The organism is Marinobacter sp. MA (genome assembly GCF_048298425.1).
Taxonomy (GTDB): Bacteria; Pseudomonadota; Gammaproteobacteria; order Pseudomonadales; family Oleiphilaceae; genus Marinobacter; species Marinobacter salsuginis.
The window spans coordinates 2992219-3015118 of record NZ_CP103058.1 but is presented as its reverse complement, the minus strand read 5'-3'; the positions used below and the strand labels follow the sequence as shown (position 1 = coordinate 3015118).

The following is a 22900-nucleotide window of genomic DNA, read 5'->3' as shown; positions in this document are numbered from 1 at the left end:
TCCGTAACATGCCCCCCATTCGATTGCTGTCACCACGGCTCGCGAACCAGATTGCCGCGGGTGAAGTGGTGGAGCGACCCGCGTCTGTCGTCAAGGAACTGGTCGAAAATGCCCTGGATGCCGGTGCCAACCGGGTTGACGTTGAAGTTGAGCAGGGCGGCGTCAAGTTGATTCGCGTTCGGGATGACGGCAGCGGTATTGAGGAAGATGATCTGCCCCTTGCCCTCAGCCGCCATGCCACCAGTAAGATCGCCAGCCTGGATGATCTGGAGGCTGTCGCATCGCTTGGCTTTCGCGGAGAAGCGCTCGCCAGTATCAGTTCCGTCTCTCGGCTTACCCTGACTTCAAGAACCGAGTCCCAGGAAGCGGCCTCCCGGGTGGAAGTCGAAGGCCGGGAAATGGACGCGAGGATTTCGCCTGCAGCCCATCCCGTTGGAACGACGGTGGAAGTGCGGGATCTGTTCTTCAATACCCCGGCCCGTCGAAAATTCCTGCGTACCGAGAAGACCGAATTCAACCACGTTGAGGAGTGCGTGCGCCGCCAGGCGCTGAGCCGTTTCGATGCAGGCTTTACCCTGCGCCACAATCAGCGGGTTGTGCAAAGCCTCAGGCCAGCGGAATCGGCTCTGGATCGCGAGCGGCGTATTGGTGCCCTGTGCGGCCAGCAATTCATCGACAATGCCGTGGTAATTGATGCCGAAGCAACCGGTTTGCGGCTCTGGGGTTGGGTGGCCCTACCTACCTTTTCGCGTAGTCAGGCCGATCTACAGTACTTTTTTGTTAACGGTCGCGTTATTCGCGATCGCCTGGTGGCCCATGCCGTGCGCCAAGCATACCGCGACGTGCTCTACAATAACCGGCACCCGGCGTTTGTGCTCTATCTCGAGGTGGATCCCGCCACTGTCGACGTGAACGTCCATCCGACCAAGCATGAGGTCCGGTTCCGTGATGGTCGCCTGGTCCACGATTTCATCTTCAGAACCCTGCATAAGGCGCTGGCCGATGTGCGGCCGGACGATCATTTTCGCGGTGCGGTGGCGCAGTCCTTTGGTCGCGAGGCATCGGCCCAAGCCCAAGAAGGAGTTCCGGCAACCGGTGCTCCTATGGAGGGGGGTGGAACGGCCAGCCCCCGGTACCGAATTACGGTTATCCAGGCGGCTCAGGTGCCGGATTTGGCGGGCAGCCCCAGCCGCAGCAGGAGTGGCGGGCCAGTGATCAGATGGCCTTTTACCAGTCCCTGAATGCCGGCGGGGGCAGCGAAGGGCAGCAGCCTGTCTCCACCAGTGATAGCGTCGCCGCGCCAATGCCCACACCGCCCGCAGACAGCGATCAGGAACCACCTCTCGGGTACGCCATTGCACAGTTGCATGGAATCTACATTCTTGCCCAGGGGCGCGCGGGACTGATCGTGGTAGATATGCACGCCGCCCACGAGCGAATCACCTACGAGCGCATGAAGCGTGCGCTCGCCGAGCAGGATCTGAAAAGCCAGCCATTGCTGGTGCCGCTATCGCTGGCCGTCAGTCAGAAAGAGGCAGCCCTGACCGAGAGCCACGGTGAAGAATTGCAGAAGCTTGGTTTGCAGATCGAGCGCATTGGCCCGGAGACCCTGGCGGTGAGGCAGGTACCCGCGCTGCTGCGTGGTGCGGATACAGAACAGTTGGTGCGTGATGTACTGGCGGATCTGATCGAGCATGGTCAGAGTGACCGGGTTGAGGCTGTGACTCACGAACTGCTTGGAACCATGGCGTGTCATGGGTCCGTCCGTGCCAATCGGCAGCTCACCATTCCGGAAATGAATTCGTTGTTGAGGGATATGGAGGCAACTGAACGCAGCGGCCAGTGCAATCACGGCCGGCCGACATGGACGCTAGTGACCATGTCCGAACTGGACAAGCTGTTTCTCCGGGGCCGCTGAGGTGTCGCTGCCCCCTGCCATTTTCCTGATGGGCCCCACGGCTTCGGGTAAGACCGATCTGGCCATGGCACTTTGCGATCACTTGCCTTGTGAAATCATCAGCGTGGACTCTGCGATGATCTATCGGGGTATGGATATCGGGACGGCGAAACCGAACGCGGAAGAGCTTGCGCTGGCGCCCCACAGACTGATCGATATCTGCGATCCAGCGGAAACATACTCGGCTGCGGATTTCCGCCGGGACGCGCTGGCTGCGATGGCAGAAATTACAGCAGCGGGACGGGTGCCGCTGCTGGTGGGCGGCACCATGATGTATTTCAAGGCGCTTCTTCATGGTATGTCGGGCCTGCCATCGGCGAGTCCCACCGTTCGACTTGCCCTGGAACAAGAGGCCGAAGAGCGAGGCTGGGAGGCCCTGCACGAGGAACTTCGGTGCAGCGATCCTGTCGCAGCTGAGCGCATTCACCCCAATAACCGGCAGCGCCTGATGCGGGCCCTGGAGGTACTGCGTCTTACCGGCAAGCCGATTTCCGAATTCTGGAAGGCCGAAACCGTTGCCGGCGAACAACCAACGGCCGCGGCGCAAGGCGGTGATATTGAGGATTACACCTATTTCACTCGCTGGCAGGCAGACGAAACATCTTTGCTTCCGTATACTGTTGTTCAGCTTGCCATGATGCCGCCGGAGCGGCGCGTGCTTCATGAGCGAATTCGCCTGCGTTTCCTGAAAATGCTGGATGCAGGCTTTCTTGACGAAGTGCGGGCACTGATGCTCAGGGAAGACTTGCACCCTGATCTCCCTTCCATGCGTTGTGTCGGATATCGTCAGGCCTGGAGTTATTTGTCCGGAGAAGACGATTACGAGACATTTGTTGGCAAGGGAGTGGCAGCAACACGCCAGCTTGCCAAGAGGCAGTTGACCTGGTTGCGCAAGTGGTCCGATGTGGAGTGGCTGGATAGCGACGACAAACTTATCGCTGAGGCAGCCTTGAAAAAAATCCGACTTCGCACCACATTTAAATTTTACAAATGACGATCTGCACTTACTAAAAACAGGAGAAAACACATGTCAAAAGGGCATTCTTTACAAGACCCTTACCTTAATGCATTGCGCAAGGAACGCATTCCGGTTTCCATTTTTCTGGTCAACGGTATCAAGCTACAGGGCCAGATCGAGTCTTTCGACCAGTTCGTGATTTTGCTGAAAAATACTGTCAGCCAGATGGTCTACAAGCACGCTATTTCCACTGTGGTACCTGCACGTAATGTTCGCATTCCGCAGCAGGCTCCGGGAGGAGAGGGCGAGTCTGAAGACTGATACGCCCAATTCCCGATCTTGTCACCCGCGTTCCAGAAGATCCCGCCAGTCAAGGGATCTTGTGGCCGCGGGTGTTTGTTTTTATGTCACCCATAGTCTGATTGCCCGGAGTTGACGCCAATTGTTTGAACGTCCTGATGTCGGTGAGCGCGCAGTACTCGTCCACATCGATTTTACTGCCCACGATGGCACCGAAGACCCCGGTGAATTTCGGGAGCTTGTAACCTCCGCCGGTGTTGAGCCTGTTTGTACCGTCACGGGGTCCCGGAAGCAGCCCAGTCCCAGATTTTTCGTCGGTGAGGGCAAGCTGGAAGAAATTCGTGACGCAGTGGCGGCCAATGAGGCTGATGTTGTCTTGTTCAATCACGCCCTGAGTCCTCGCCAGGAACGCAACATTGAGCATGAGCTCAAGTGCCGTGTGCTGGACCGTACCGGTGTGATTCTCGATATCTTTGCCCAGCGGGCGCGGACACACGAGGGCAAGCTCCAGGTAGAACTCGCCCAGCTCGAACATATGTCCACGCGTCTGGTTCGGGGCTGGACCCACCTTGAGCGTCAGAAAGGGGGTATTGGTCTTCGCGGCCCCGGTGAGACCCAGCTGGAAACCGACCGCCGACTCTTGCGGGAGCGGATCAAGTCCATCCACAAGCGTCTGGAAAAGGTGCGTCGCCAGCGGAACCAGGGGCGAAGAGCCCGTGAGCGGGCTGACATTCCCACGGTGTCTCTGGTCGGTTATACCAACGCGGGCAAATCCACGCTATTCAACCGGATTACCACTTCGTCCGTATATGCTGCAGACCAGCTGTTTGCCACGCTCGATCCGACGTTGCGGCGGCTGGAACTTCCGGATATCGGGCCGGTCGTAATGGCGGACACCGTAGGCTTCATAAGGCATCTGCCGCACAAGCTGGTTGAGGCGTTCCGGGCGACGCTTGAAGAAACCACGCAGGCGACTTTGCTGTTACATATCATCGACTGCCACGATCCGCGCCGCGACGAGAATATTGAGCAGGTTGAAGAGGTTCTGGCGGAGATTGGTGCAGACGAGATTCCCATGCTGCAGGTGTTCAACAAGATTGATCTGCTGGAAAACTTCACACCGCGTGTCGAGCGAAATGAAGAGGGGATTCCAGTCCGGGCCTGGGTGTCCGCAGTAACCGGTGAGGGCCTGGACGGTCTGTTCGATGCGATCGTTGAGCGGGTTGCGGAAGATGTGGTCCATCACTTCGTCCTGCTTGGTCCTGCGGATGGCAAGTTGCGCGCACTGCTGCATGAAGCGGGTTCGGTGCTGAGTGAGGAGTACCGTGATTCCGGCGACACCGTTGTTGAGGTGCGATTGCAGAATCGGGACTGGCAACAACTGCTCAGCCGGGCCGGCGTCAACGAAAAGTCAATCCGACTGGACGGTGGACACGCATGAAACCGCCCCGGCTATTGCCGGGGCGGAGATAAATCCCTAGTATTTGCAGCCATTCTATCTATAAGTCAGTAACGGAGAGCACTATGGCCTGGAACGAACCGGGTGGAAACCGTAACGACAATGACCCCTGGGGTACCGGTGGTGGTCGACGCGGCAATGATCAGGGGCCGCCAGACCTCGATGAGGCGCTGAAAAAAGGTCTCGACAAGCTCAACAAAATGCTGGGCGGCAAGGGTGGCAAGTCCGGCGGAAGTGGTGGCAGCGGCGGCGGAAGTGCCGGCGGCTTCGGGGCCATCCTCGCGCTTGCAGGCATCCTGGTAGTCGGCTACGTGATTTTCCAGTCGTTTTACACTGTGGACGAACAGGAACGGGCGGTTGTGCTCCGTTTCGGTGAGTACCATCAGACCGCTAACCCTGGTCTGAGGTTCAAGGTTCCATTGATCGACAGTGTAACCAAGGTGCGTGTCACCAGTGTTCGTACTGCTGAGTCCAGTGGCCAGATGCTCACTCAGGACGAAAACCTGGTAACTGTGGATCTGCAGGTGCAGTATCGCGTAGGCGACGCAGAAGCCTATGTCCTGAACGTTCGAGATTCCAATCAGGCGCTGGCATTTGCGACCGATAGTGCCATCCGTCATGAGGTGGGCAGCTCCACCCTGGATGACGTGTTGACCGAAGGCCGTGCCGAGTTGGCTGTTCGAGTAGAGCAAAGGCTTCAGACCTTTCTGAGAGAATATGGCACCGGTCTGGAGTTGGTGCGGGTGAACGTTGAAAGCACCCAGCCCCCCGCCCCGGTTCAGGATGCGTTCCGTGAGGTTCAGCGCGCCCGGGAAGACGAGCAGCGGGTTAAGGAAGAAGCGGAGACCTATCGCAACCGAGTCGTACCTGAGGCCCGTGGTGAGGCTCAGCGCATGATCGAAGAGGCTAATGCCTACAAGGAAGAAGTGATCGAGCGGGCTCGTGGTGAAACCGCCCGTTTCCTCGAGCTCCTGGCTGTGTATGAGATGGCTCCGACCGTGACTCGTGAACGTCTGTATCTGCAAACCGTTGAAGAAGTGTTGGCCAATAGCAGCAAGATCCTGGTCGACACAGAGAGCAGCGGCAACATGATGTACCTGCCGCTTGATCGTCTGACCCAAGGTTCTCTGCCACGCACCGGTGGATCTTCTTCCGGTAGCAATCAAGGCAATGTGGATATCCAGACCCTGACTGATCAGGTTCTGCAGGAACTGCGAAGCAGGCAGGATACTACCGTTCGGAGGAGCAGATAATTATGGGACCTAAAGGTGTAGTGGGCCTTGCAGGCGCCCTTATTGTTGTCCTGCTGGTCTTGTCCAGTGTGTACATTATTCCGGAAACCCACCGGGGCGTTCTGCTACGGTTCGGTGAGCTGGTAGAGACTGACATTCAGGCAGGTATCCATTTCAAGGTTCCTGTCATCGATCAGGTTCGTGAATTCGATATCCGGGTTTTGACCATGGATCTGCCGTCCAGGCAGTACCTGACCGTGGAAAAGAAGCCGTTGGATGTGGATTCCTACATCGCCTGGAAGATCCGGGATGTGGACCAGTTCTACCGGGCGACCGGCGGTGACGAGTTCCGTGCGCAGTCTCTGCTCGCCTCTCGAGTGGACAACGGACTTCGGGATGAGTTTGGTATCCGGACCATGGTTGAAGTAGTCTCTGGCCAGCGGGATGAGCTGATGCACACCCTGAGGGATCGTGTAAACCAGACCGCTCAGAGCGAATTTGGCATCGAAGTCCTGGACATCCGGGTCAAGGCAATTGAATTCCCGGGGCAGGTGAGCGAAAACGTCTATCGCCGGATGGCGACTGAACGCGAAAAGCTGGCCCAGGAATTCCGTTCCCGGGGTCGCGAGCTGGCCGAAGGTATTCGGGCCGACGCGGATCGTCAGAGAACCGTTATTCTGGCGGAGGCCTTTGCCCAGTCGGAAGAAACCCGTGGTGAAGGCGACGGTGAGGCGGCCAGGATTTACGCCGATGCCTATGGCTCGAACGCGGACTTCTACAGCTTCTACCGGAGTCTTCAAGCTTACCGCAATACCTTCATGAGCAAGGATGACATCATGGTGATCGACTCCAACAGCGCGTTCATGAAGTTCCTGAACGACCCCCAGGGCACCCAGTAAACCGGAGCCTGACAGCAAAAACCGGAATACATCCGTATTCCGGTTTTTTTGTGCCCGCCAACCGTGTAAAATTCTGCCGGTTTTGTGTCGGGCTTTTTAACGAGTGCCGCCTTAAATCCTGTGTGATCCCCCGCCGACTGCGCCGGAGCGGATATAACGGACAACGGAATCTCATGACAGTATCTGATCGCTGGTTACTGCCAGACGGGGTAGAGGATATTTTGCCCCCACTGGCCGGACGGATCGAATCCCTGCGCCGGGATGTAATGGATACCTGCCAGCGCTGGGGTTATCAGCTGGTAATCCCACCGCTCATTGAATATCTCGAATCCCTGTTTACCGGAACCGGAAACGACCTGGAGCTTCAGACGTTCAAGCTCACCGACCAGTTGACCGGTCGCATGATGGGTGTTCGCGCCGATATGACGCCTCAGGCAGCGCGCATTGATGCCCACACCCTCGGCCAGGAAGGGATCACCCGTCTGTGCTATGCCGGGCACGTACTCCATACCCGTCCCCGGCATATGCTGACCGGTCGCACCCCCATACAGGCCGGTTGCGAGCTATTCGGCAGTGCTTCGGAAGCTGCGGACATGGAAGTGATCAGCCTGATGCTGGAAACTCTCCGGGTGGCGGGGTTGCCGCGAATTCACCTGGATCTGGCCCACGTGGCCATTTATGAGAGTCTGATCGGCGAAGCGGATTTTGACAGGGATACCGAGCGCGCCATTTTTGATGCCATGGCCCGCAAATCGGTCCCCGAGCTTGACGAACTGCTGGGGCAGTGTGCCGCAGGTTCAGCCGGGGCCCGCCTGCGCGAGCTTGCGCGCGTCAGTGGCGGCCCGGAGGCCTTGAGTGAAGCCCGCCGGATCCTGCAGGGCGCCTCCGATAGCCTGGATGCCGCACTTGACCAGCTCGGGCGGGTGTCCGATATGTTGAGTCGGGATTATCCGGAGATCAGCTTCGGATTCGATTTCTGCGAGCTGCGTGGCTACAACTACCACACAGGGCTGGTGTTTGCGGCCTATGTGCCTGGCCATGGTGATTCCGTTGCCAAAGGCGGTCGCTACGATGCCATTGGCAGCGATTTTGGTCGGGCCCGCCCGGCAACCGGGTTCAGTCTCGATATACGGGCTCTCGTCGCCCTCGGAGAGCGGGTGGCACGAAAGGCGGGTGCTGTCTGGGCGCCGGCGGACGATGACCCCGCTCTTGAAGGCGTGATTTCCGGTCTGAGAATGACAGAGACCGTTGTCCGGGCTCTGCCCGAAGACAAGGGTGTTAATCCGACGGCCAAAGGCTGTGATCGGGAGCTGGTGAAACAGAACGGCCAGTGGGTCGTGCAGAAGCTGGGCTGATGGCCCCGGGGCCTCGGTGAATTCATTTACAGGTAAACTTGCGAAACGCGTGTCCTTCGGGGCAGCCGCATTGAGAGAGAATCATGGGTAAAAACGTTGTTGTGCTGGGCACCCAATGGGGTGATGAAGGCAAGGGTAAGATTGTTGACCTGCTGACTGACAAGGTCGCAGCGGTTGTTCGCTTCCAGGGCGGGCACAACGCCGGACACACCCTGGTAATAGACGGCAAGAAAACAGCGCTTCACCTGATTCCTTCCGGTATTCTGCGGCAGCATGTTTACTGTCTTATCGGCAACGGTGTTGTCCTCTCCCCGGAAGCTCTGCTCAAAGAGGTCCGAGAGCTTGAAGCCAACGATGTGGCGGTTCGCGATCGCCTGCGTATCAGCCTGGCGTGCCCGATCATACTGCGCACCCATGTCCGCATTGATCAGGCCCGGGAAAGGGCTCGTGGCGTCGACAAGATCGGTACCACGGGTCGCGGTATCGGCCCCGCTTATGAAGACAAGGTTTCCCGCCGCGGCCTGCGCCTGGGTGACCTGTGCAATCCCGCCGACTTCGAAACGAAGCTGCGCGAGATCATGTCTTACCACAACTTCATCCTGACCGAGTACTTCAAGGAAGAAGCCGAAGATATTGATGCGGCCCTGGAAGAACTGAAGCAGATGGGTGAGGAAATTCTGCCCATGGCGGCGGACGTGACCGACATGCTGCACGATTTCCGCAAGCGTGGAGAGAATATCCTCTTCGAGGGGGCCCAGGGCTCGCTGCTTGATATCGACCTGGGTACCTATCCGTACGTGACCTCGTCCAATACCACCGCCGGCGGCACCGCCACTGGCTCCGGTTTCGGTCCGCTGTTCCTCGACTATGTGCTGGGGATCACCAAGGCCTATACCACCCGTGTCGGTTCCGGCCCGTTCCCCACGGAGCTGTTTGACGACATGGGCAAACATCTCGCGGTGAAAGGCAACGAAGTGGGCACCACAACCGGTCGCGCCCGTCGCTGCGGTTGGTTCGATGCGGTGGCGATTCGCCATGCGATCCAGATCAACAGCGTCTCCGGCATCTGCCTGACCAAGCTCGACGTGCTGGACGGTCTCGAAACCGTGAAGGTCTGTGTTGGTTACAAGACTCCGAATGGCGAGATTTTCCGGCCGCCCATCGGCTGTGACAGTTACAAGGATATTGAGCCGGTTTACGAAGAGCTGCCTGGCTGGAGTGAGAGTACCGTTGGGCTGACCAGCGTCGATCAGTTGCCGGAGAATGCGAAGGCCTACATTCGGTTCCTGGAAGAGCAGATCGAGGCACCGATCGACGTGATCTCCACGGGGCCGGACCGCATTGAAACCATCACGCTCCGTCATCCGTTTGGCGAGTAATCGCCGATGGATGAAAAAAACCGCCCTGCCGAAAGGCACGGCGGTTTTTTTGTGCTCAGGGCTTCTCGGCAATCACAGTGGCACGAAGCGGCCCAGGGTAACCCTCCACGGTCTTTGACGGGTCGTCCGGGTCCAGAAAATCCTGCAGGGAATTGAAGCGCATCCAGTCGGTGCTTCGCTGTTCTTCGGTGGTGGTCGCGGTCACATCCACCACCCTGGCATTGCGGAAGCCGGTGCGGTCCAGCCAGCGCAGCAGTGTGTCGCAACTGGGCAGGAACCAGACGTTTCGCATTTGGCCGTAGCGATCCTCGGGCATCAGGCTGAAGCCTTCAGGGCCCTCCACCACAAGTGTTTCCAGAACCAGCTCGCCACCCCGGCGAAGCGTTCCCTTGAGCTCCAGCAGATGATCCAGGGGCGAGCGACGATGATAAAGGACGCCCATGGAAAAGGTGGTGTCGAAGGTTTCAAGATCGGCTGGCAGATCCTCCATCCGGATCGGCAACAGGTCGACGGCGACATCGCCCAGGTAGTCCTTGACGCTGAAGAACTGGAACAGGAACAGGAGCCCCGGGTCGATCCCGATCACCCGGCTGGCCCCCTCGCCCAGCATGCGCCAGCAGTGGTACCCGGAGCCGCAGCCCACATCCAGTATCCGGCGACCGGAGAGGTCTGAAAGGTAGGGTGCGACCCGGTCCCACTTCCAGTCGGAGCGCCACTCGGTATCAATGTAGGCGCCGAAAAAATCGAAGGGACCCTTGCGCCATGGCATCAGGCCGCGCAGTCCCTGCTCCAGCTGTTCCTGCTGTGCCAGGTTCAGCGGCTCGGGTGAATTCAGGGTAATGGCAGAGCGGTTCAGCTGCGCCTCCACCTGCTCAATGTTGGGCAGGCGGTCCAGGGCGGCCTGCCAACGATCCAGATCGCCATGGGGGCGGTCCTCGAAGCGGTGAACCAGTTGCTGCTGAAGCGAAGTGGCCCATTGCTCCAGACCGTCTTTTGCGAATTCAGTGATGATTGGCCCGAATCGGGCTTTCCAGTCAAAATCTGCCATGGTCATTCGATGGTTTTGTCAGCCTTGATGGCGAGCATGGATACAAAGTTGAAGCACTGGTACCAGACCACCACATCATTGAAGCCCGCCGCCAGAAGTCGTTCCTTATGGGCCGCCAGTGTCTCCGGAATCAGGACCTGTTCGATGGCCGTTCGCTTCTGGCTGATTTCGAGATCCGAATAGCCGTTGGCACGCTTGAATTCGTGGTGCAGTCGGGTCTGAATCTCCTGCTCGTCCTCCGACTCAAAGCGGATTTTTTCTGACAGAATCAAAACGCCGCCGGGGAGGGTAGCATCCGCAATTCGTTTGAGCAGGCTGGACCGCCTTTCCGGATCCACAAACTGCAGGGTGAAATTCAGCGTGGTCACCGAGGCGTTGCTGAGTTCGGTGTCCAGAATATCCTCGCACCTGAGGGTGACAGGGAGGGCGCTGTCGTCCAAAGCAATGTAATGCTCGCAGCGTTCGATCATGGCGCTGGAGTTATCCACGCCCACAAGGGTGCAATCCCCATATGAGATGCCGTGCCGCATCGCCAGGGTCGATGCGCCCAGGGAGCAGCCCAGGTCGTAGCAGTGGGAGGCTGGCTGGGCGTATTGTTCGGTGATCACCTCGATCATCGGAATGATGGTGGTGTAGCCCGGCACGGACCGGCGAATCATGTCCGGGAAAACCCTTGCCACCGACGCGTCGAACCGGAAATCCTCGGGTCGGCGTTCTGTGGCAAACAATCGGTCTGTCACCTGATCGGGTGGCTCCGAAGGCTTGCGGGGCTTAACCATTGGAGTCTGCTGCCTCCGGAGAGGGTGGAACCGCAGGGCCTGTCGGTGACGGTCGGGAGCAGCGCACGCCCCGGTTCTTGTAGTCCACCAGAATGCCCCGGAACGAGGGGTCCACATCGGCGGCAATTGCCAGATAGCCATTCTCGCAGACCGCATGCAGTTCCGATGCCTTGGGTGACATGCGGAACGGATCGTCCTCGGTTACATGTATGGCCTGGAAATCGCCAACCGGCATGTGATCCTTGTTGTCGCTGTGACTGATCTTGCCGCTCATTTCCAGCGCAAGAACGGTTCCGATTACCGCAACCAGTGCGGTCACGATCAGGCTGCGGACGGTGTAACGGGCCTCACTCTGGCTCATGCCTACCTCGAATCAAACGAATTTAAAGTGTTACTCAGTATTGCCCCGGCACCGTGATGGCCGGAGACTGCAGGGCGGATAGTTGCTCCCGCAGCGAGAGAATCTGGTCTGACCAGAAGCGTGGCTGAGCAAACCACGGAAAGAAGCGCGGAAACGCAGGATCATCCCAGCGCTTTGCCAGCCAGGCGCAGTGCGCGATCTGCCGGTAGCACCGCAGCGGCTCAATCAAGTGGCGTTCTCGACGATTGAAATCACGGAACATCTCATAACCTTCGAGGAGTTCTCCGAGCTGGGCCCCCCGGTCGACATCGTCTCCGTTAAGGAGCAGCCACATGTCCTGGATAGCAGGCCCCGTGCGGCAGTCGTCCAGATCCACAAACAGCATCTGCTCGTCCCGGCACAGGATGTTGCCGGAATGACAGTCGCCATGAAGTCGCAGAGTTTCTACCGGGCCGGCTTCATCAACCCGTACCGCACAGAGCCTTTGCAGGTCGGGGATCAGGCTGTCCCAGGCGGGCCTGAGATCCGCTGGAATCCAGTCGCCTTCAACCAGAAGCCGGTTGCTGACTTCAATGCCCTCAAGCAGATCCATGCCAGGGCGATGGGCAAATGGTTTCTTGGCGCCAATGTTGTGAATCTGACCCAGCCACTGGCCCAGGCGGTAGAGAGTGTCTGTCACGCTGGTATCGGGCGCCTGTCCGCCACGCTGTGGAAAAACCGCGAACAGGAACTCACCATGGCGACCGAGCGTATCGCCCGAAGTGAGCTTCATTGGTGCAACAACCGGAATGTCTGCCTGCAGAAGTTCCAGGGTGAAACCATGCTCCTCCTGGATTGCCTCTTCGCTCCACCGACCCGGCCGATAAAATTTGGCGATGACCGGCGCGCTATCGTCCAGACCCACCTGATAAACCCGGTTTTCATAGCTGTTCAGGGCGAACAGCCGCCCACTTACCGCGAACCCGGCCTCTTCCATGGCATCCAGGATAGTATCGGGCGTCAGGGAATCGTAAGGGTGGGTGGATGCAGCGAGTGAGGAGTCATGGGTCATAAAGGGATGTTTCAGAGCCTTGTGTCGTATTTGGATTTCATGGATTGCAGATGGTACCAGTTTTCATCCAGCTCCGAGTCCATGAAGGCCTCGCGGAAAAGACATCCACGTAAATTTGGAGCCAAGTATAACCGGTATCCGCAATCGAGTAATGGTTCATCATTAAGTCACTTTTCTGAGAGCGCTGAGAATGGGGTATGCTCTTTCGCTGGGCAGTTGAGCGAGGGCGAGTGAGGGTGCTGAAAGAAATTCTTGAAACACAAACCGTGGTAATCGGTGCCGGTGTGGTTGGCCTTGCTATCGCCCGCGCCCTTGCGAGTGCCGGCCATGACGTGATTGTTCTGGAAAGCGCTAGCCGGTTTGGTGAGGGCATATCCTCTCGCAACAGTGAGGTCATTCATGCCGGCATCTATTACCCGGAAGGATCACTGAAGGCGGAACTTTGCGTTGCAGGCCGACAGCGGCTTTACGAGTACTGCCAAACCCGCAAAGTCGACCACCGGAAGTGTGGCAAATGGGTCGTGGCAGCCGATGAATCGCAGAATGGCAAACTCAAGGATATTCAGGCGGCCGCGGCCCTCAATGGCGTTGAGCTGACCTTGCATGACTTAAGCCGGATCACACGGGAAATGCCGGAAATCCGCGCCAGCTCCGGTCTCTGGTCGCCGGAAACCGGCATCATAGACAGCCATGGACTGATGCTCTCACTGCTCGGCGAGCTCGAGGATGCCGGCGGCCAACTCGTTCTCCGGTCACCGGTGGAGGCCGCTGAATCGGATAACCACTGGCATTGCCTCCACGTGGGAGGCGACCATCCGCTGACTCTGAAAGCGAAAAACGTCATCAACGCCGCCGGCCTCGCCGCTGTGCCGCTTGCAAATAACTGGGCCGGTCTGCCTGATGAATACAGACCACGGCAATGGTTCGCCAGAGGTGTTTATTTTAGTTACAGCGGCCGAACGCCCTTCAAAACCCTGATCTACCCAGTCCCCGAACCCGGCGGCCTCGGTGTTCACCTTACACTTGACCTCGCCGGCCAGGCACGATTTGGCCCAGACGTGGAATGGATCGAAACGGAAGACTACACCGTCGACCCAAATCGTCAGGAAACCTTCGTCAGAGGCATACGACAATGGTGGCCAGGCCTTGACCCGACCCGCCTCCAACCTGCCTATGCCGGTATCCGGCCCAAGCTGGCGGGCCCTGATGGCGGTTTTGCGGATTTTCGAATCGATGGACCGGAAGATCACAGCTTGCCGGGGTTGGTTAACCTTTTTGGAATAGAGTCGCCAGGACTAACGTCCTGTCTGGCGATTGCGGATTTCGTTCAGAAAAAGCTGGATTGATCAACTGACTCTGAAGTGCGGGCGTTGGGCGGCGTAGCCTTCCCGGGATTGTAGAGGGCCAAGCATGGCCCGAAACAAGCGCACATGGATGTGCTCGTCGCGTATCCCGGGAAGGCTACGCCGCCCAACGCATGCTCCAAAGCAGATTTTTTTAAACTAACCGGGTGTCCGGGCCAAAGCCCAAACCTGAATTTCCCGAGCCCCGGCATCCCGCAGTACCGAAGCCAACACCCGAACCGTCGCCCCCGTCGTCACCACATCATCCACAATGGCTATCCGCTCAGGCACCACCGTTGTCAACTCGAACACCCCGCGAAGATTCGCCAGCCGCGCCTCCCGGTTCAGCTCTCGCTGTGCCCGGACCCGCCGGACGCGCCGCACCAGCCCGGTAGCTACAGGAATGTTCAACTGACTCCCGATGGTCTCGGCAATGTCCTGGGCCTGATTGAATCCCCTTTGGCGCCGTCGTCGCGCATCCATGGGTGCTGGTATCAGCGCCAACGGCTTCGGGATGCTGCCATCCTGTAATGCTTCTGCAAGAGATTTCGCAAAATCGGACATCAGGGGCCGGCCGAACTTACGTTGGCCATTGTATTTGTAGCGGCCAATCATGCCGTTCAGCGGGTACTGGTAGCGCCAGGGAACAAAGGATGTATCAAAAGGTGGCGGGTGTTTCAGGCAGTCGCCACAGAGCAGTTCCGAGGATGGAAAGGCCAGGGGTAGGGCGCAGCAGCGACAGTGCCAGCGGTTAACCGGCAAATCGTCCCGACAAGGCTGGCATAACCCATTGAAAGCGTTGGAGGAGAGGCACGCGACACATAGCCCACCGTGCCTGACGCTGTTAACCTTTTTCTCCATGAAGGTTGACAGCCAGTTCAGTCTCTTTATCATCTGATTCATCCGTAAACCCAGAGACCGGGAAAGGTTAACAGGACTTTTACATGACCGCTACAGAACTCCGCCACGACTGGACACTGCAGGAAGCCCGCGAGCTGTTCGAACTGCCCTTTAACGACCTTCTGTTTCGCGCCCAGAGTGTGCACCGGCAGCATTTCGACCCGAATGAAGTACAGGTCAGTACTCTGCTGTCGATTAAGACCGGCGCCTGCCCTGAGGATTGCAAATACTGTCCCCAGAGTGGTCATTACAACACCGGTCTCGAAAAAGAGAAGCTGCTGGAAATCGAAAAAGTGGTGGCTGAGGCCCGTGCCGCCAAAGAGAAGGGCGCATCCCGGTTCTGCATGGGCGCCGCCTGGCGCAGTCCCTCCAAAAAAGATATGCCCTACGTGCTGGACATGGTGAAGCAGGTCAAATCCCTGGGGCTTGAGACCTGTATGACGCTGGGCATGCTGAAAGAAGAGCAGGCGGTCGAGTTGGCTGACGCCGGGCTGGATTACTACAACCACAATCTGGATACGTCCGAAAAATACTATAGCCACATCATCACCACGCGGACCTATCAGGACCGCCTGGATACGCTCGACAACGTTCGCAAGGCCGGCATGAAAGTTTGCTGCGGTGGCATCATGGGCATGGGTGAGGATGAGGATGACCGGGTTGGTCTCCTGGTCCAGTTGGCGAATCTGCCTCATCATCCCGAGAGTGTGCCGGTTAATATGCTGGTAAAGGTGAAGGGAACGCCAATGGAGAACGTCGAAGATCTGGACCCGTTCGAGTTCGTCCGGATTATTGCGGTGGCGCGGATTATGATGCCGGCATCTCATGTTCGTCTGTCAGCGGGCCGTGAGAACATGAATGAGCAGATGCAGGCCCTGTGTTTCATGGCTGGCGCCAACTCGATTTTCTACGGCGAGAAACTGCTGACCACCGCCAATCCGGAGGCGGATGCCGATATGCTGCTGTTCAAGCGTTTGGGTATTCGTCCTGAGCAGCGGGAGCAGTGCGCTTCTGAGGAACAGGAAGAGGAGGCGATTGCCGAAGCCGTGGAGTATGAGGCGACGCGTCACATGTTCTATGATGCTACGCGGGAATCTGCCTGAGCTTGAGAAGAGTCGCTGAGCTCGGGGGAGCAGGCCGCATGCAGGGCTCTCCGGGATACGCTACGAGCACGTCCATGTGCGCTTGTTTCGGGCCATCCCTGGCCCTCTACAATCCCGGAGAGCCCTGCACGCAGCCTGCCCAAGCCTTCGGGTATCCTCAAGGCACTCACTCTGATTCAAAGCGTAACGGTTAACCTGGAGCGATGCTCGTGCGGGACTTTGCCCTTGAACTTGAAGAGCGGAAACAGGCCGGTCTGTACCGGACACGTCGGCATGTGACGGGTCCCCAGCGACCCTCTCTGATTGCTGACGGCAAACCTTTGCTGTCGTTCTGCAGCAATGATTACCTTGGTCTTGCCAATCACCCCGCCAATATCGAGGCCCTTCGTAATGCGCTTCCTGAAACAGGGCTCGGGGGCGCGGCTTCTCATCTGATCTGTGGTCATCACGATGCCCACCACCGGTTGGAGCTTCGTCTGGCGGAGTTTACCGGGCGCAGTTCAGCACTGTTTTTCTCCACGGGTTACATGGCCAATATGGGGGTTATTTCGGCGCTGGCCGGGCGGGGCGATACGATTTTTTCGGATCGGTTGAATCACGCATCCATCATTGACGGCTGTATCCTGAGCCGGGCCCGGGTTCGGCGTTATGCCCATGGTGATGTGCCAGCGCTGGAGGCGATGCTGCTGGAGACGTCGGGGCACAAGCTGGTAGTGACCGATGGTGTATTCAGCATGGACGGTGATGTTGCGCCGCTGGCGGAATTGGCCCGGGTCTGCCGGGCCCACGATGCGTTACTGGTTGTTGATGATGCCCACGGGATTGGAGTTCTGGGGCCCGAGGGTCGGGGCAGTGTTGCGGAGTTGGGGTTGTCGGAGGAAGACGTACCGGTGCTGATCGGCACCCTGGGCAAGGCGGTCGGCACCAGCGGTGCATTCGTGGCCGGTCCGTCGATGCTGATGGATTATCTGGTTCAGAAGGCCAGGACCTATATCTATACCACGGCGATGCCGCCGGCAATTGCCATGGCAACGATTTCGAGTCTGGATCTTATTGAGCGGGATCAGGGGCGTCGTGACCATGTAATGGGGCTGGTATCCCGTTTCCGTCGCGAGGCCTCTGCCATGGGGTATGAATTGATGCCGTCGCGTACGCCGATCCAGCCGATCATGATTGGCGACAATTACGGCGCGCTGGCGCTCAGCCAGGCCCTGGAGAAGCGGGGGTTGCTGGTTTCGGCGATTCGCCCGCCCACGGTTCCGGTAGGCGAGGCGCGGTTGCGGGTTACGTTCAGTGCCGCGCATTCCCAGGAGGATCTGGACTGCCTGCTGGGCGGGCTTTCAGAGTGCCGTCACCTGCTGCAAAAGACGGACGTTGCGATATGAGTTCCGCCAGGGTCTGTCAGCGCCTGGTAGTGGTTGCCGGGTGGGGTGTCCGCGCAGAGATGCTGTCGAAGCTGTATGGCTACTGGCCCGGGGAAGTTGTGCCGGTGTCGCTGGACGATGAATTACTCGCACGTTGCGATTCTCTCTCGCAAGTCACGGATGAACTTTTGTCGCTGTACCCGGAGCCGTCCGTCTGGATGGGGTGGTCTCTGGGTAGTCAGGTCGTGATGGAGGCCGCAGCGCGACAAACCGGCTCGGTATCCTGCGCCGTAACGCTGGGTGGGTTTCCGAAGTTTGTTGCCGATGACAGCTGGCCCCATGGAATGCCGGCAGCGGACTTCCGGGCTTTCGCCCTGGGCATTCGCCGTGACCCTCAACGGTACTGGCTGCATTTTCTGTTGTTGATGATCAACGGTGCGTCGAACGAAAAAGACGAGCGACAGAGTCTCAGGCCCTGGCTCGAAAAAGGCACCCTGGTTTCGCACGAGCACCTCAGCAAGAGTCTCGCGTGGCTGGAAGCCGGGGATCAGCGGGCACTATGGCGATCACTCGTCACCCCGGCTCTGCATGTGATGGGCGAGAACGATATTGTGGTCAGATCCAGAGCTCAGGATCTTTCACTTCCCGCCTCAAGTGGCCATGCGGTTGTCCCTGGCATGGCACATTGGCCCGGTGGATGCTCTGCCTCGGATTGCTGGGCTGCGATTCAGTCGTTCTTTGCCTCGCAAAAGGCACTGTCATGGGCGTTATGAACTCGCCGGTCGGCGCATCGGCCGGTGTTTCTGAAACCCTCAAATCGGATATTGCCCGGGGCTTCGGCATTGCCAGTGGCACCTATGAAAGCGCGTCCAGGCTGCAGCGTTTCATGGGCAACACCATGCTGCAAAAATTCCAGGCCGTCGAGTGCAAGCAACCTCATTCGGCCACCCTGGACCTGGGTTGCGGCACCGGTTGGTTTACCCGTAAGTTCGCTGGGCTTGAGGGCATTGGGGTGTTGGCCGGGCTTGATCTCTCACCGGGTATGCTGGCGCAGGCCCGTGAGAACTCGCCTGCGGGAATCGGCTGGATTGTGGGCGATGCCGAGCACCTCCCTTTGCTTGATGACAGCGTGGACCTGATATTCAGTAATCTGATGATTCAATGGTGTGATGACCCCCGTGCAGTGCTCCGGGAATGCCAGCGTATTCTGCGCCCCGGTGGATTCCTGATGGTCTCGACGCTTCTGGATGGCACACTGCGAGAACTGAAAGCGGCCTGGCACGCCGCGGACCCCGATCATCAGCACGTCAATCGCTTTGAGACCCACCTTGCCCTGCAGGCCAAGGTGGGGGCCGAGTTGCCGGATGCCGTTATCGAGAACCGTACAATAAGGCTGCCCTACGAGTCGCCGATGGCCCTGGCCGGTGAGCTCCGCCACCTTGGCGCCGGCTTCCGGGGCGCTTGTCGTCGCCGAGTGGTCACGGCGCCCGGGAGGTTGCGGGCAATGTGCAGGCATTACCCGAAAGAGCCGGACGGCACTATTATGGCAAGTTATGAGGCTGCCTGGATTTACTGGCAGAAACCACAGGAAGCGTTAACCGGGAAACAATAATGGCCAAGCACTCCTTCTTTGTAACGGGCACCGACACAGGGGTTGGGAAAACCCTGGTTTCTGCCGCCATTCTTCACGCGGCCCGGACCATGGGCAAACACACCCTGGCGATGAAACCCATTGCGTCTGGTTGTGATCGAACGCCCGAAGGTCTCCGCAACGAAGATGCCCTGATTCTGCAGAACGCTATTACCGAGCCGCTGGCTTATGAGCTCATCAACCCGGTGGCGCTGGAACCGGCGATTGCCCCTCACGTTGCCGCCGAGCAGGCCGGACGTCACATCACTTCGGATCGCCTCGTCGGGTTCTGCCGTGGTTTGCAGATCCGTCCGGCAGACCTGCTGCTGGTGGAGGGCGCTGGCGGCTGGCGAGTGCCTCTAAACGATCGGGAAACCTATTCGGAGTTTCCGCGCCAACTGGCCATGCCGGTTATTCTGGTGGTCTCACTCCGCCTCGGCTGCATCAACCATGCTCTGCTGACGGCGGAAGCCATCAGAAGTGATGGTCTGCGGTTGGCGGGGTGGGTTGCCAATCGGACGGAATCCGAGCCAATGAGTTGCGAGCAGGACACTCTCAATTACCTGGTGAACCACATGGGCGCGCCCTGCCTGGGTATCCTTCCCTGGCTGGAGCAGGCGCGGCCGGAAATGCTGGCCGGCTATCTGAATATCGATGGATTGTTTGAAAATTGACCAAATGTGTGGCTTAATTGAGTCAATAAATGGTCACCAGGCAGCTTGGTCATGATCAATAACACTCTCGCAGTTGGAATTCAGGGCATTCAGGATGGCATGGTCGGCATGGAAAATGCCGCCCGTAAGATTGCCCGTGCCGGTGCTGATGGTCCCCAAGGAACCGCGGAAGGTGCGGGTAGCCTCGTCGAGCCCATTGTTGATCTCAAGATTTATGAGCGCAGTGTTGAAGCGTCCGCGCAGGTGGTTAAAACAGCAGACGAAACGCTGGGAACGCTTCTGGATATCATGGCCTGATTAACCAAAGAGCGCAGAGTTCGTGCTTTCCTCTCTCCCTCCTGTTCCTCCGCCTATACCAGCGGCTTCGTTTCAGGGCCCGGTTTCTCCGCGAGTCCAGGCCACGGGCCCAGTATCGGCAAAGCCGGAGGCGCCGACCGCTGGAGCCAGATCTGTTGATGCTGCGGGCAAAGCCGAGTCCGTGCGGGAAAATCCGGACTCCGGGCCCCGCAGCGGGGAAGCCGACAATCCTCAGGGGCTCACTGACCAAGAGCTGAAACAACTGACTGAGCTGAAAGCGCGGGACCGTGAAGTTCGTGCCCACGAAGCCGCGCACCAGGCAGTTGGCGGCCAGTATGCCGGCGCCATGTCGTTTACCTACCAGCGGGGGCCGGACGGCGCCCAGTATGCGGTGGGTGGCGAAGTCCCCATCGATATCTCCCCCGTGCAGGGGGATCCCCAGGCAACCATTGAAAAGATGCGAATCGTCCGCGCGGCAGCCATGGCGCCGGCGGAGCCTTCCGGGCAGGATCGGGCCGTTGCCGCCCAGGCCATGCAAATCATGCTTCATGCCCAGTCCGAGCTGGCTGCCGAATCCGGATCCTCTCCAAGGGAGGCAAGCGATGCCTATCGCAAAGTCTCCGCCATGGGCGAGAGTGAACAAAAAGGCGACGAAAACCGCGCGTCATCCTTCAAGCCTGTGTCCGCCTGACCCCAGCCTTGCCAGGCACTGATTCCTGTAAATATATCCCATAGTTAAAGGTCACGTCTGTCCGGCATGCACTGTCGTGGCGCATGATCCGGTGACAGTTCGCAACACAAATTTTGCATCCGGCTATTGACAATTCTGTGCCTGTAAACGTATGTTTCAAACAAGTGTTTAATTAAGGCTGCAGCGCATTGCGTTGCGGTGTCTGAGCAAACCCAAGGCCAGAAGCTGTTAAACCCGATTCAGCTGAGACCGAGAACTGAGGTGGATTCCATGCCTGATTACAAAGCGCCCCTGCGTGACATCAAATTCGTTATGACCGAGCTGCTGAACAGCGAGCAGCATTACGCCAATCTGGAAGGTGCTGAAGACGCTACTCCGGATATGGTGGATGCCATTATCGGGGAAGGTGCCAAGTTCTGTGAGCAGGTTCTGTCTCCGCTGAACCAGGTGGGCGACAAGGAAGGCTGTACCTGGAGCGAAGATGGCGTCAAGACGCCGACTGGCTTCAAAGAAGCCTACCAGCAGTACGTTGAGGGCGGCTGGCCTTCCATGACCGCCGATCCCAACTACGGCGGCCAGGGGCTTCCGCATTCCCTCGGCCTGGTTATGAGTGAAATGGTCGGTACCGCCAACTGGTCCTTTGGGATGTACCCTGGCCTGAGCCACGGTGCCACCAACACCATTGAAGAGCACGGCACCGAAGAACAGAAGCAGACCTACCTGACCAAGCTGATCAGCGGTGAGTGGACTGGCACCATGTGTCTGACCGAGCCGCACTGCGGTTCCGATCTCGGCACCCTGCGCACCAAGGCAGAGCCGAATGCCGATGGCACCTACGCCATTACCGGCACCAAGATCTTTATCTCTGCCGGTGAGCACGACATGGCCGAGAACATCGTCCACATCGTTCTGGCACGTCTGCCGGGCGCACCGGAAGGCACCAAGGGCATCTCCCTGTTTATCGTGCCCAAGTGCCTGCCGAACGAAGACGGCTCCGCCGGTGAGCGCAACGCCGTATCCTGCGGTTCTATCGAGCACAAGATGGGTATCCACGGTAATGCCACCTGTGTGATGAACTTCGACGGCGCCAAGGGCTGGCTGATCGGGCCGGAGAACAAGGGGCTGAACTGCATGTTCACCTTCATGAACACTGCTCGTATCGGTACCGCCATCCAGGGGCTGGGTGCCGCCGAGCTGGGCTTCCAGGGTTCACTGGCTTACGCCAAAGAGCGTCTGGCCATGCGTTCACTGAGCGGCCCCAAGAATCCGGAAGGCATTGCCGATCCGATCATCGTTCACCCGGACGTACGTCGCATGCTGCTGACCCAGAAGGCCGTCGCTGAAGGCGCTCGCGCCCTGATTTACCTGACTGCACAACAGGCTGATATCGTGCACAGCGGCAAGACCGACGAAGAGCGCAAGGCGGCCGATGAGGCGTTGGGCTTCCTGACACCAATCGCCAAGGCGTTCCTGACCGAGATTGGTTACGAGGCAGCCAACCTGGGTATGCAGGTGTTCGGTGGCCACGGCTTTATCTCCGAGTGGGGTATGGAGCAGAACGTTCGTGACGCCCGTATCGGCATGATCTACGAGGGCACTACTGGTATTCAGGCGCTGGATCTTTTGGGCCGCAAGGTTCTGATGACCCAGGGCGAATCCCTGCGAGGCTTCACCAAGCAGGTTCACCTGTTCTGCAAGGAAAACGCTGACAACGAGCAGCTGCAGGAATTCATCGAGCCGCTGGCCGCCATGAACAAGGAATGGGGTGAGCTGACCACCAAGATCGGTATGTCCGCCATGAAGAACCGCGAAGAAGTGGGTGCGGCTTCCGTGGATTACCTGATGTATTCCGGTTACGCGGTCTTCGCTTACCTGTGGGCGCGGATGGCCAAGGTTGCACTGGACAAGATGGTTGAAGGCACTACCGAAGAAATGTTCTACAACGCCAAAGTTCAGACTGCGCGCTTCTACTTCAAGCGAATGCTGCCCCGGGCCAAGAGCCACGCAGAAAGCATGCTGGCCGGCGCCGACAGCCTGATGGACATGCCGGAGGAAGCCTTCGCCATCTAAGGCGCGGGCACCGAAGGACGGTTCGACAGGACAGGAAGCCCGCACTCCCC

Annotated in this window: 21 protein-coding genes and 1 pseudogene; 17 read left to right on the top strand and 5 right to left on the bottom strand. The window is 58.6% G+C overall.

The annotated features are described in order from the left end of the window. Positions 1–8 precede the first annotated feature (8 nt). The 8 genes and pseudogenes from mutL to NUW46_RS13895 all read left to right on the top strand — a co-directional run bounded on the left by mutL (position 9) and on the right by NUW46_RS13895 (position 9539). Positions 9–1918, top strand: a pseudogene (gene mutL, locus NUW46_RS13930) (DNA mismatch repair endonuclease MutL). Positions 1919–1946: 28 nt separating this feature from the next. After that, on the top strand, positions 1947–2951 hold the full coding sequence (miaA, locus tag NUW46_RS13925) for a tRNA (adenosine(37)-N6)-dimethylallyltransferase MiaA (RefSeq protein WP_418142045.1): 1005 nt from the start codon (positions 1947–1949) through the stop codon (positions 2949–2951). Between the two features lie 33 nt (positions 2952–2984). Then, positions 2985–3236 carry an RNA chaperone Hfq gene (gene hfq, locus NUW46_RS13920; RefSeq protein ID WP_008170056.1) on the top strand — a complete coding sequence of 84 codons (252 nt, stop codon included), beginning with the start codon at positions 2985–2987 and terminating at the stop codon, positions 3234–3236. Between the two features lie 121 nt (positions 3237–3357). Then, complete coding sequence (gene hflX, locus NUW46_RS13915) at positions 3358–4656, top strand: ribosome rescue GTPase HflX (protein ID WP_209396657.1); 1299 nt, start codon at positions 3358–3360, stop codon at positions 4654–4656. An 83-nt stretch (positions 4657–4739) separates the two neighbouring features. Next, the gene (hflK, locus tag NUW46_RS13910; protein ID WP_069183028.1) at positions 4740–5927 is read left to right on the top strand and encodes an FtsH protease activity modulator HflK; all 1188 of its coding nucleotides are present in this window, start codon (positions 4740–4742) and stop codon (positions 5925–5927) included. Positions 5928–5929: 2 nt separating this feature from the next. Continuing rightward, positions 5930–6805 carry a protease modulator HflC gene (gene hflC / locus NUW46_RS13905; RefSeq protein WP_069183029.1) on the top strand — a complete coding sequence of 292 codons (876 nt, stop codon included), beginning with the start codon at positions 5930–5932 and terminating at the stop codon, positions 6803–6805. 173 nt (positions 6806–6978) lie between these two features. Beyond that, positions 6979–8160 carry an ATP phosphoribosyltransferase regulatory subunit gene (locus tag NUW46_RS13900; protein ID WP_418140396.1) on the top strand — a complete coding sequence of 394 codons (1182 nt, stop codon included), beginning with the start codon at positions 6979–6981 and terminating at the stop codon, positions 8158–8160. 83 nt (positions 8161–8243) lie between these two features. Next, the gene (locus tag NUW46_RS13895) at positions 8244–9539 is read left to right on the top strand and encodes an adenylosuccinate synthase (RefSeq protein WP_069183031.1); all 1296 of its coding nucleotides are present in this window, start codon (positions 8244–8246) and stop codon (positions 9537–9539) included. Between the two features lie 55 nt (positions 9540–9594). Here NUW46_RS13895 and cmoB read toward each other — a convergent pair whose 3' ends face one another. Genes cmoB through NUW46_RS13875 form a run of 4 tightly spaced genes read right to left on the bottom strand, consistent with a single transcriptional unit; the run spans position 9595 to position 12778 of the window. Beyond that, complete coding sequence (gene cmoB, locus NUW46_RS13890; protein WP_418140395.1) at positions 9595–10587, bottom strand: tRNA 5-methoxyuridine(34)/uridine 5-oxyacetic acid(34) synthase CmoB; 993 nt, start codon at positions 10585–10587, stop codon at positions 9595–9597. A gap of 2 nt (positions 10588–10589) precedes the next feature. Continuing rightward, positions 10590–11366 carry a carboxy-S-adenosyl-L-methionine synthase CmoA gene (gene cmoA / locus NUW46_RS13885; protein WP_418140394.1) on the bottom strand — a complete coding sequence of 259 codons (777 nt, stop codon included), beginning with the start codon at positions 11364–11366 and terminating at the stop codon, positions 10590–10592. Beyond that, entirely contained in the window at positions 11359–11727 is a 369-nt protein-coding gene (locus NUW46_RS13880; RefSeq protein WP_418140393.1) for a kinase, read from the bottom strand. Before NUW46_RS13880 ends, cmoA begins: the two co-directional genes overlap by 8 nt. A 34-nt stretch (positions 11728–11761) precedes the next feature. Then, positions 11762–12778 (bottom strand): serine/threonine protein kinase, encoded by a 1017-nt coding sequence (locus NUW46_RS13875; RefSeq protein ID WP_209396668.1) that lies wholly within the window; start codon positions 12776–12778, stop codon positions 11762–11764. A gap of 197 nt (positions 12779–12975) precedes the next feature. On the opposite strand from NUW46_RS13875, the gene NUW46_RS13870 reads away from it, so the two are divergent. Continuing rightward, positions 12976–14124, top strand: a complete 1149-nt coding sequence (locus NUW46_RS13870; RefSeq protein ID WP_418140392.1) for an NAD(P)/FAD-dependent oxidoreductase — start codon at positions 12976–12978, stop codon at positions 14122–14124. Between the two features lie 156 nt (positions 14125–14280). On the opposite strand, the gene NUW46_RS13865 is transcribed toward NUW46_RS13870, so the two are convergent. Beyond that, a complete protein-coding gene (locus tag NUW46_RS13865; protein WP_418140391.1) occupies positions 14281–15015 on the bottom strand; it encodes a ComF family protein in 735 nt (244 codons plus the stop codon). Between the two features lie 50 nt (positions 15016–15065). Here NUW46_RS13865 and bioB point away from each other — a divergent pair, with 50 nt between their 5' ends. From bioB to NUW46_RS13825, 8 genes are all read left to right on the top strand, one after another. Next, positions 15066–16124, top strand: coding sequence for a biotin synthase BioB (gene bioB, locus NUW46_RS13860; RefSeq protein ID WP_069183036.1), 1059 nt, complete (start codon positions 15066–15068; stop codon positions 16122–16124). Between the two features lie 209 nt (positions 16125–16333). Then, the gene (gene bioF / locus NUW46_RS13855; protein WP_418140390.1) at positions 16334–17509 is read left to right on the top strand and encodes an 8-amino-7-oxononanoate synthase; all 1176 of its coding nucleotides are present in this window, start codon (positions 16334–16336) and stop codon (positions 17507–17509) included. After that, positions 17506–18261: an alpha/beta fold hydrolase gene (locus NUW46_RS13850; protein ID WP_418140389.1), complete on the top strand. Its 756-nt coding sequence runs from the start codon at positions 17506–17508 to the stop codon at positions 18259–18261. The genes bioF and NUW46_RS13850 overlap by 4 nt, the downstream gene beginning before the upstream one ends. Then, on the top strand, positions 18249–19100 hold the full coding sequence (gene bioC, locus NUW46_RS13845; RefSeq protein WP_418140388.1) for a malonyl-ACP O-methyltransferase BioC: 852 nt from the start codon (positions 18249–18251) through the stop codon (positions 19098–19100). The genes NUW46_RS13850 and bioC overlap by 13 nt, the downstream gene beginning before the upstream one ends. Further along, a complete protein-coding gene (gene bioD / locus NUW46_RS13840) occupies positions 19100–19792 on the top strand; it encodes a dethiobiotin synthase (RefSeq protein ID WP_069183039.1) in 693 nt (230 codons plus the stop codon). The genes bioC and bioD overlap by 1 nt, the downstream gene beginning before the upstream one ends. A 51-nt stretch (positions 19793–19843) precedes the next feature. Then, positions 19844–20089, top strand: a complete 246-nt coding sequence (locus tag NUW46_RS13835; protein ID WP_136631502.1) for a flagellar basal body rod C-terminal domain-containing protein — start codon at positions 19844–19846, stop codon at positions 20087–20089. Between the two features lie 181 nt (positions 20090–20270). Then, a complete protein-coding gene (locus tag NUW46_RS13830) occupies positions 20271–20780 on the top strand; it encodes a putative metalloprotease CJM1_0395 family protein (protein ID WP_418140387.1) in 510 nt (169 codons plus the stop codon). A 270-nt stretch (positions 20781–21050) separates the two neighbouring features. Further along, positions 21051–22850, top strand: a complete 1800-nt coding sequence (locus NUW46_RS13825; RefSeq protein WP_069183042.1) for an acyl-CoA dehydrogenase C-terminal domain-containing protein — start codon at positions 21051–21053, stop codon at positions 22848–22850. Positions 22851–22900: the final 50 nt, after the last annotated feature.

Coding starts and splice junctions, on each gene's coding strand:
- miaA (WP_418142045.1), top strand. CDS start 1,947: ATGGGCCCCACGGCTTCGGGTAAGACCGATCTGGCCATGGCACTTTGC.
- hfq (WP_008170056.1), top strand. CDS start 2,985: ATGTCAAAAGGGCATTCTTTACAAGACCCTTACCTTAATGCATTGCGC.
- hflK (WP_069183028.1), top strand. CDS start 4,740: ATGGCCTGGAACGAACCGGGTGGAAACCGTAACGACAATGACCCCTGG.
- hflC (WP_069183029.1), top strand. CDS start 5,930: ATGGGACCTAAAGGTGTAGTGGGCCTTGCAGGCGCCCTTATTGTTGTC.
- NUW46_RS13900 (WP_418140396.1), top strand. CDS start 6,979: ATGACAGTATCTGATCGCTGGTTACTGCCAGACGGGGTAGAGGATATT.
- NUW46_RS13895 (WP_069183031.1), top strand. CDS start 8,244: ATGGGTAAAAACGTTGTTGTGCTGGGCACCCAATGGGGTGATGAAGGC.
- cmoB (WP_418140395.1), bottom strand. CDS start 10,587: ATGGCAGATTTTGACTGGAAAGCCCGATTCGGGCCAATCATCACTGAA.
- cmoA (WP_418140394.1), bottom strand. CDS start 11,366: ATGGTTAAGCCCCGCAAGCCTTCGGAGCCACCCGATCAGGTGACAGAC.
- NUW46_RS13880 (WP_418140393.1), bottom strand. CDS start 11,727: ATGAGCCAGAGTGAGGCCCGTTACACCGTCCGCAGCCTGATCGTGACC.
- NUW46_RS13875 (WP_209396668.1), bottom strand. CDS start 12,778: ATGACCCATGACTCCTCACTCGCTGCATCCACCCACCCTTACGATTCC.
- NUW46_RS13870 (WP_418140392.1), top strand. CDS start 12,976: ATGCTCTTTCGCTGGGCAGTTGAGCGAGGGCGAGTGAGGGTGCTGAAA.
- NUW46_RS13865 (WP_418140391.1), bottom strand. CDS start 15,015: ATGATAAAGAGACTGAACTGGCTGTCAACCTTCATGGAGAAAAAGGTT.
- bioB (WP_069183036.1), top strand. CDS start 15,066: ATGACCGCTACAGAACTCCGCCACGACTGGACACTGCAGGAAGCCCGC.
- NUW46_RS13850 (WP_418140389.1), top strand. CDS start 17,506: ATGAGTTCCGCCAGGGTCTGTCAGCGCCTGGTAGTGGTTGCCGGGTGG.
- bioC (WP_418140388.1), top strand. CDS start 18,249: ATGGGCGTTATGAACTCGCCGGTCGGCGCATCGGCCGGTGTTTCTGAA.
- bioD (WP_069183039.1), top strand. CDS start 19,100: ATGGCCAAGCACTCCTTCTTTGTAACGGGCACCGACACAGGGGTTGGG.
- NUW46_RS13835 (WP_136631502.1), top strand. CDS start 19,844: ATGATCAATAACACTCTCGCAGTTGGAATTCAGGGCATTCAGGATGGC.
- NUW46_RS13825 (WP_069183042.1), top strand. CDS start 21,051: ATGCCTGATTACAAAGCGCCCCTGCGTGACATCAAATTCGTTATGACC.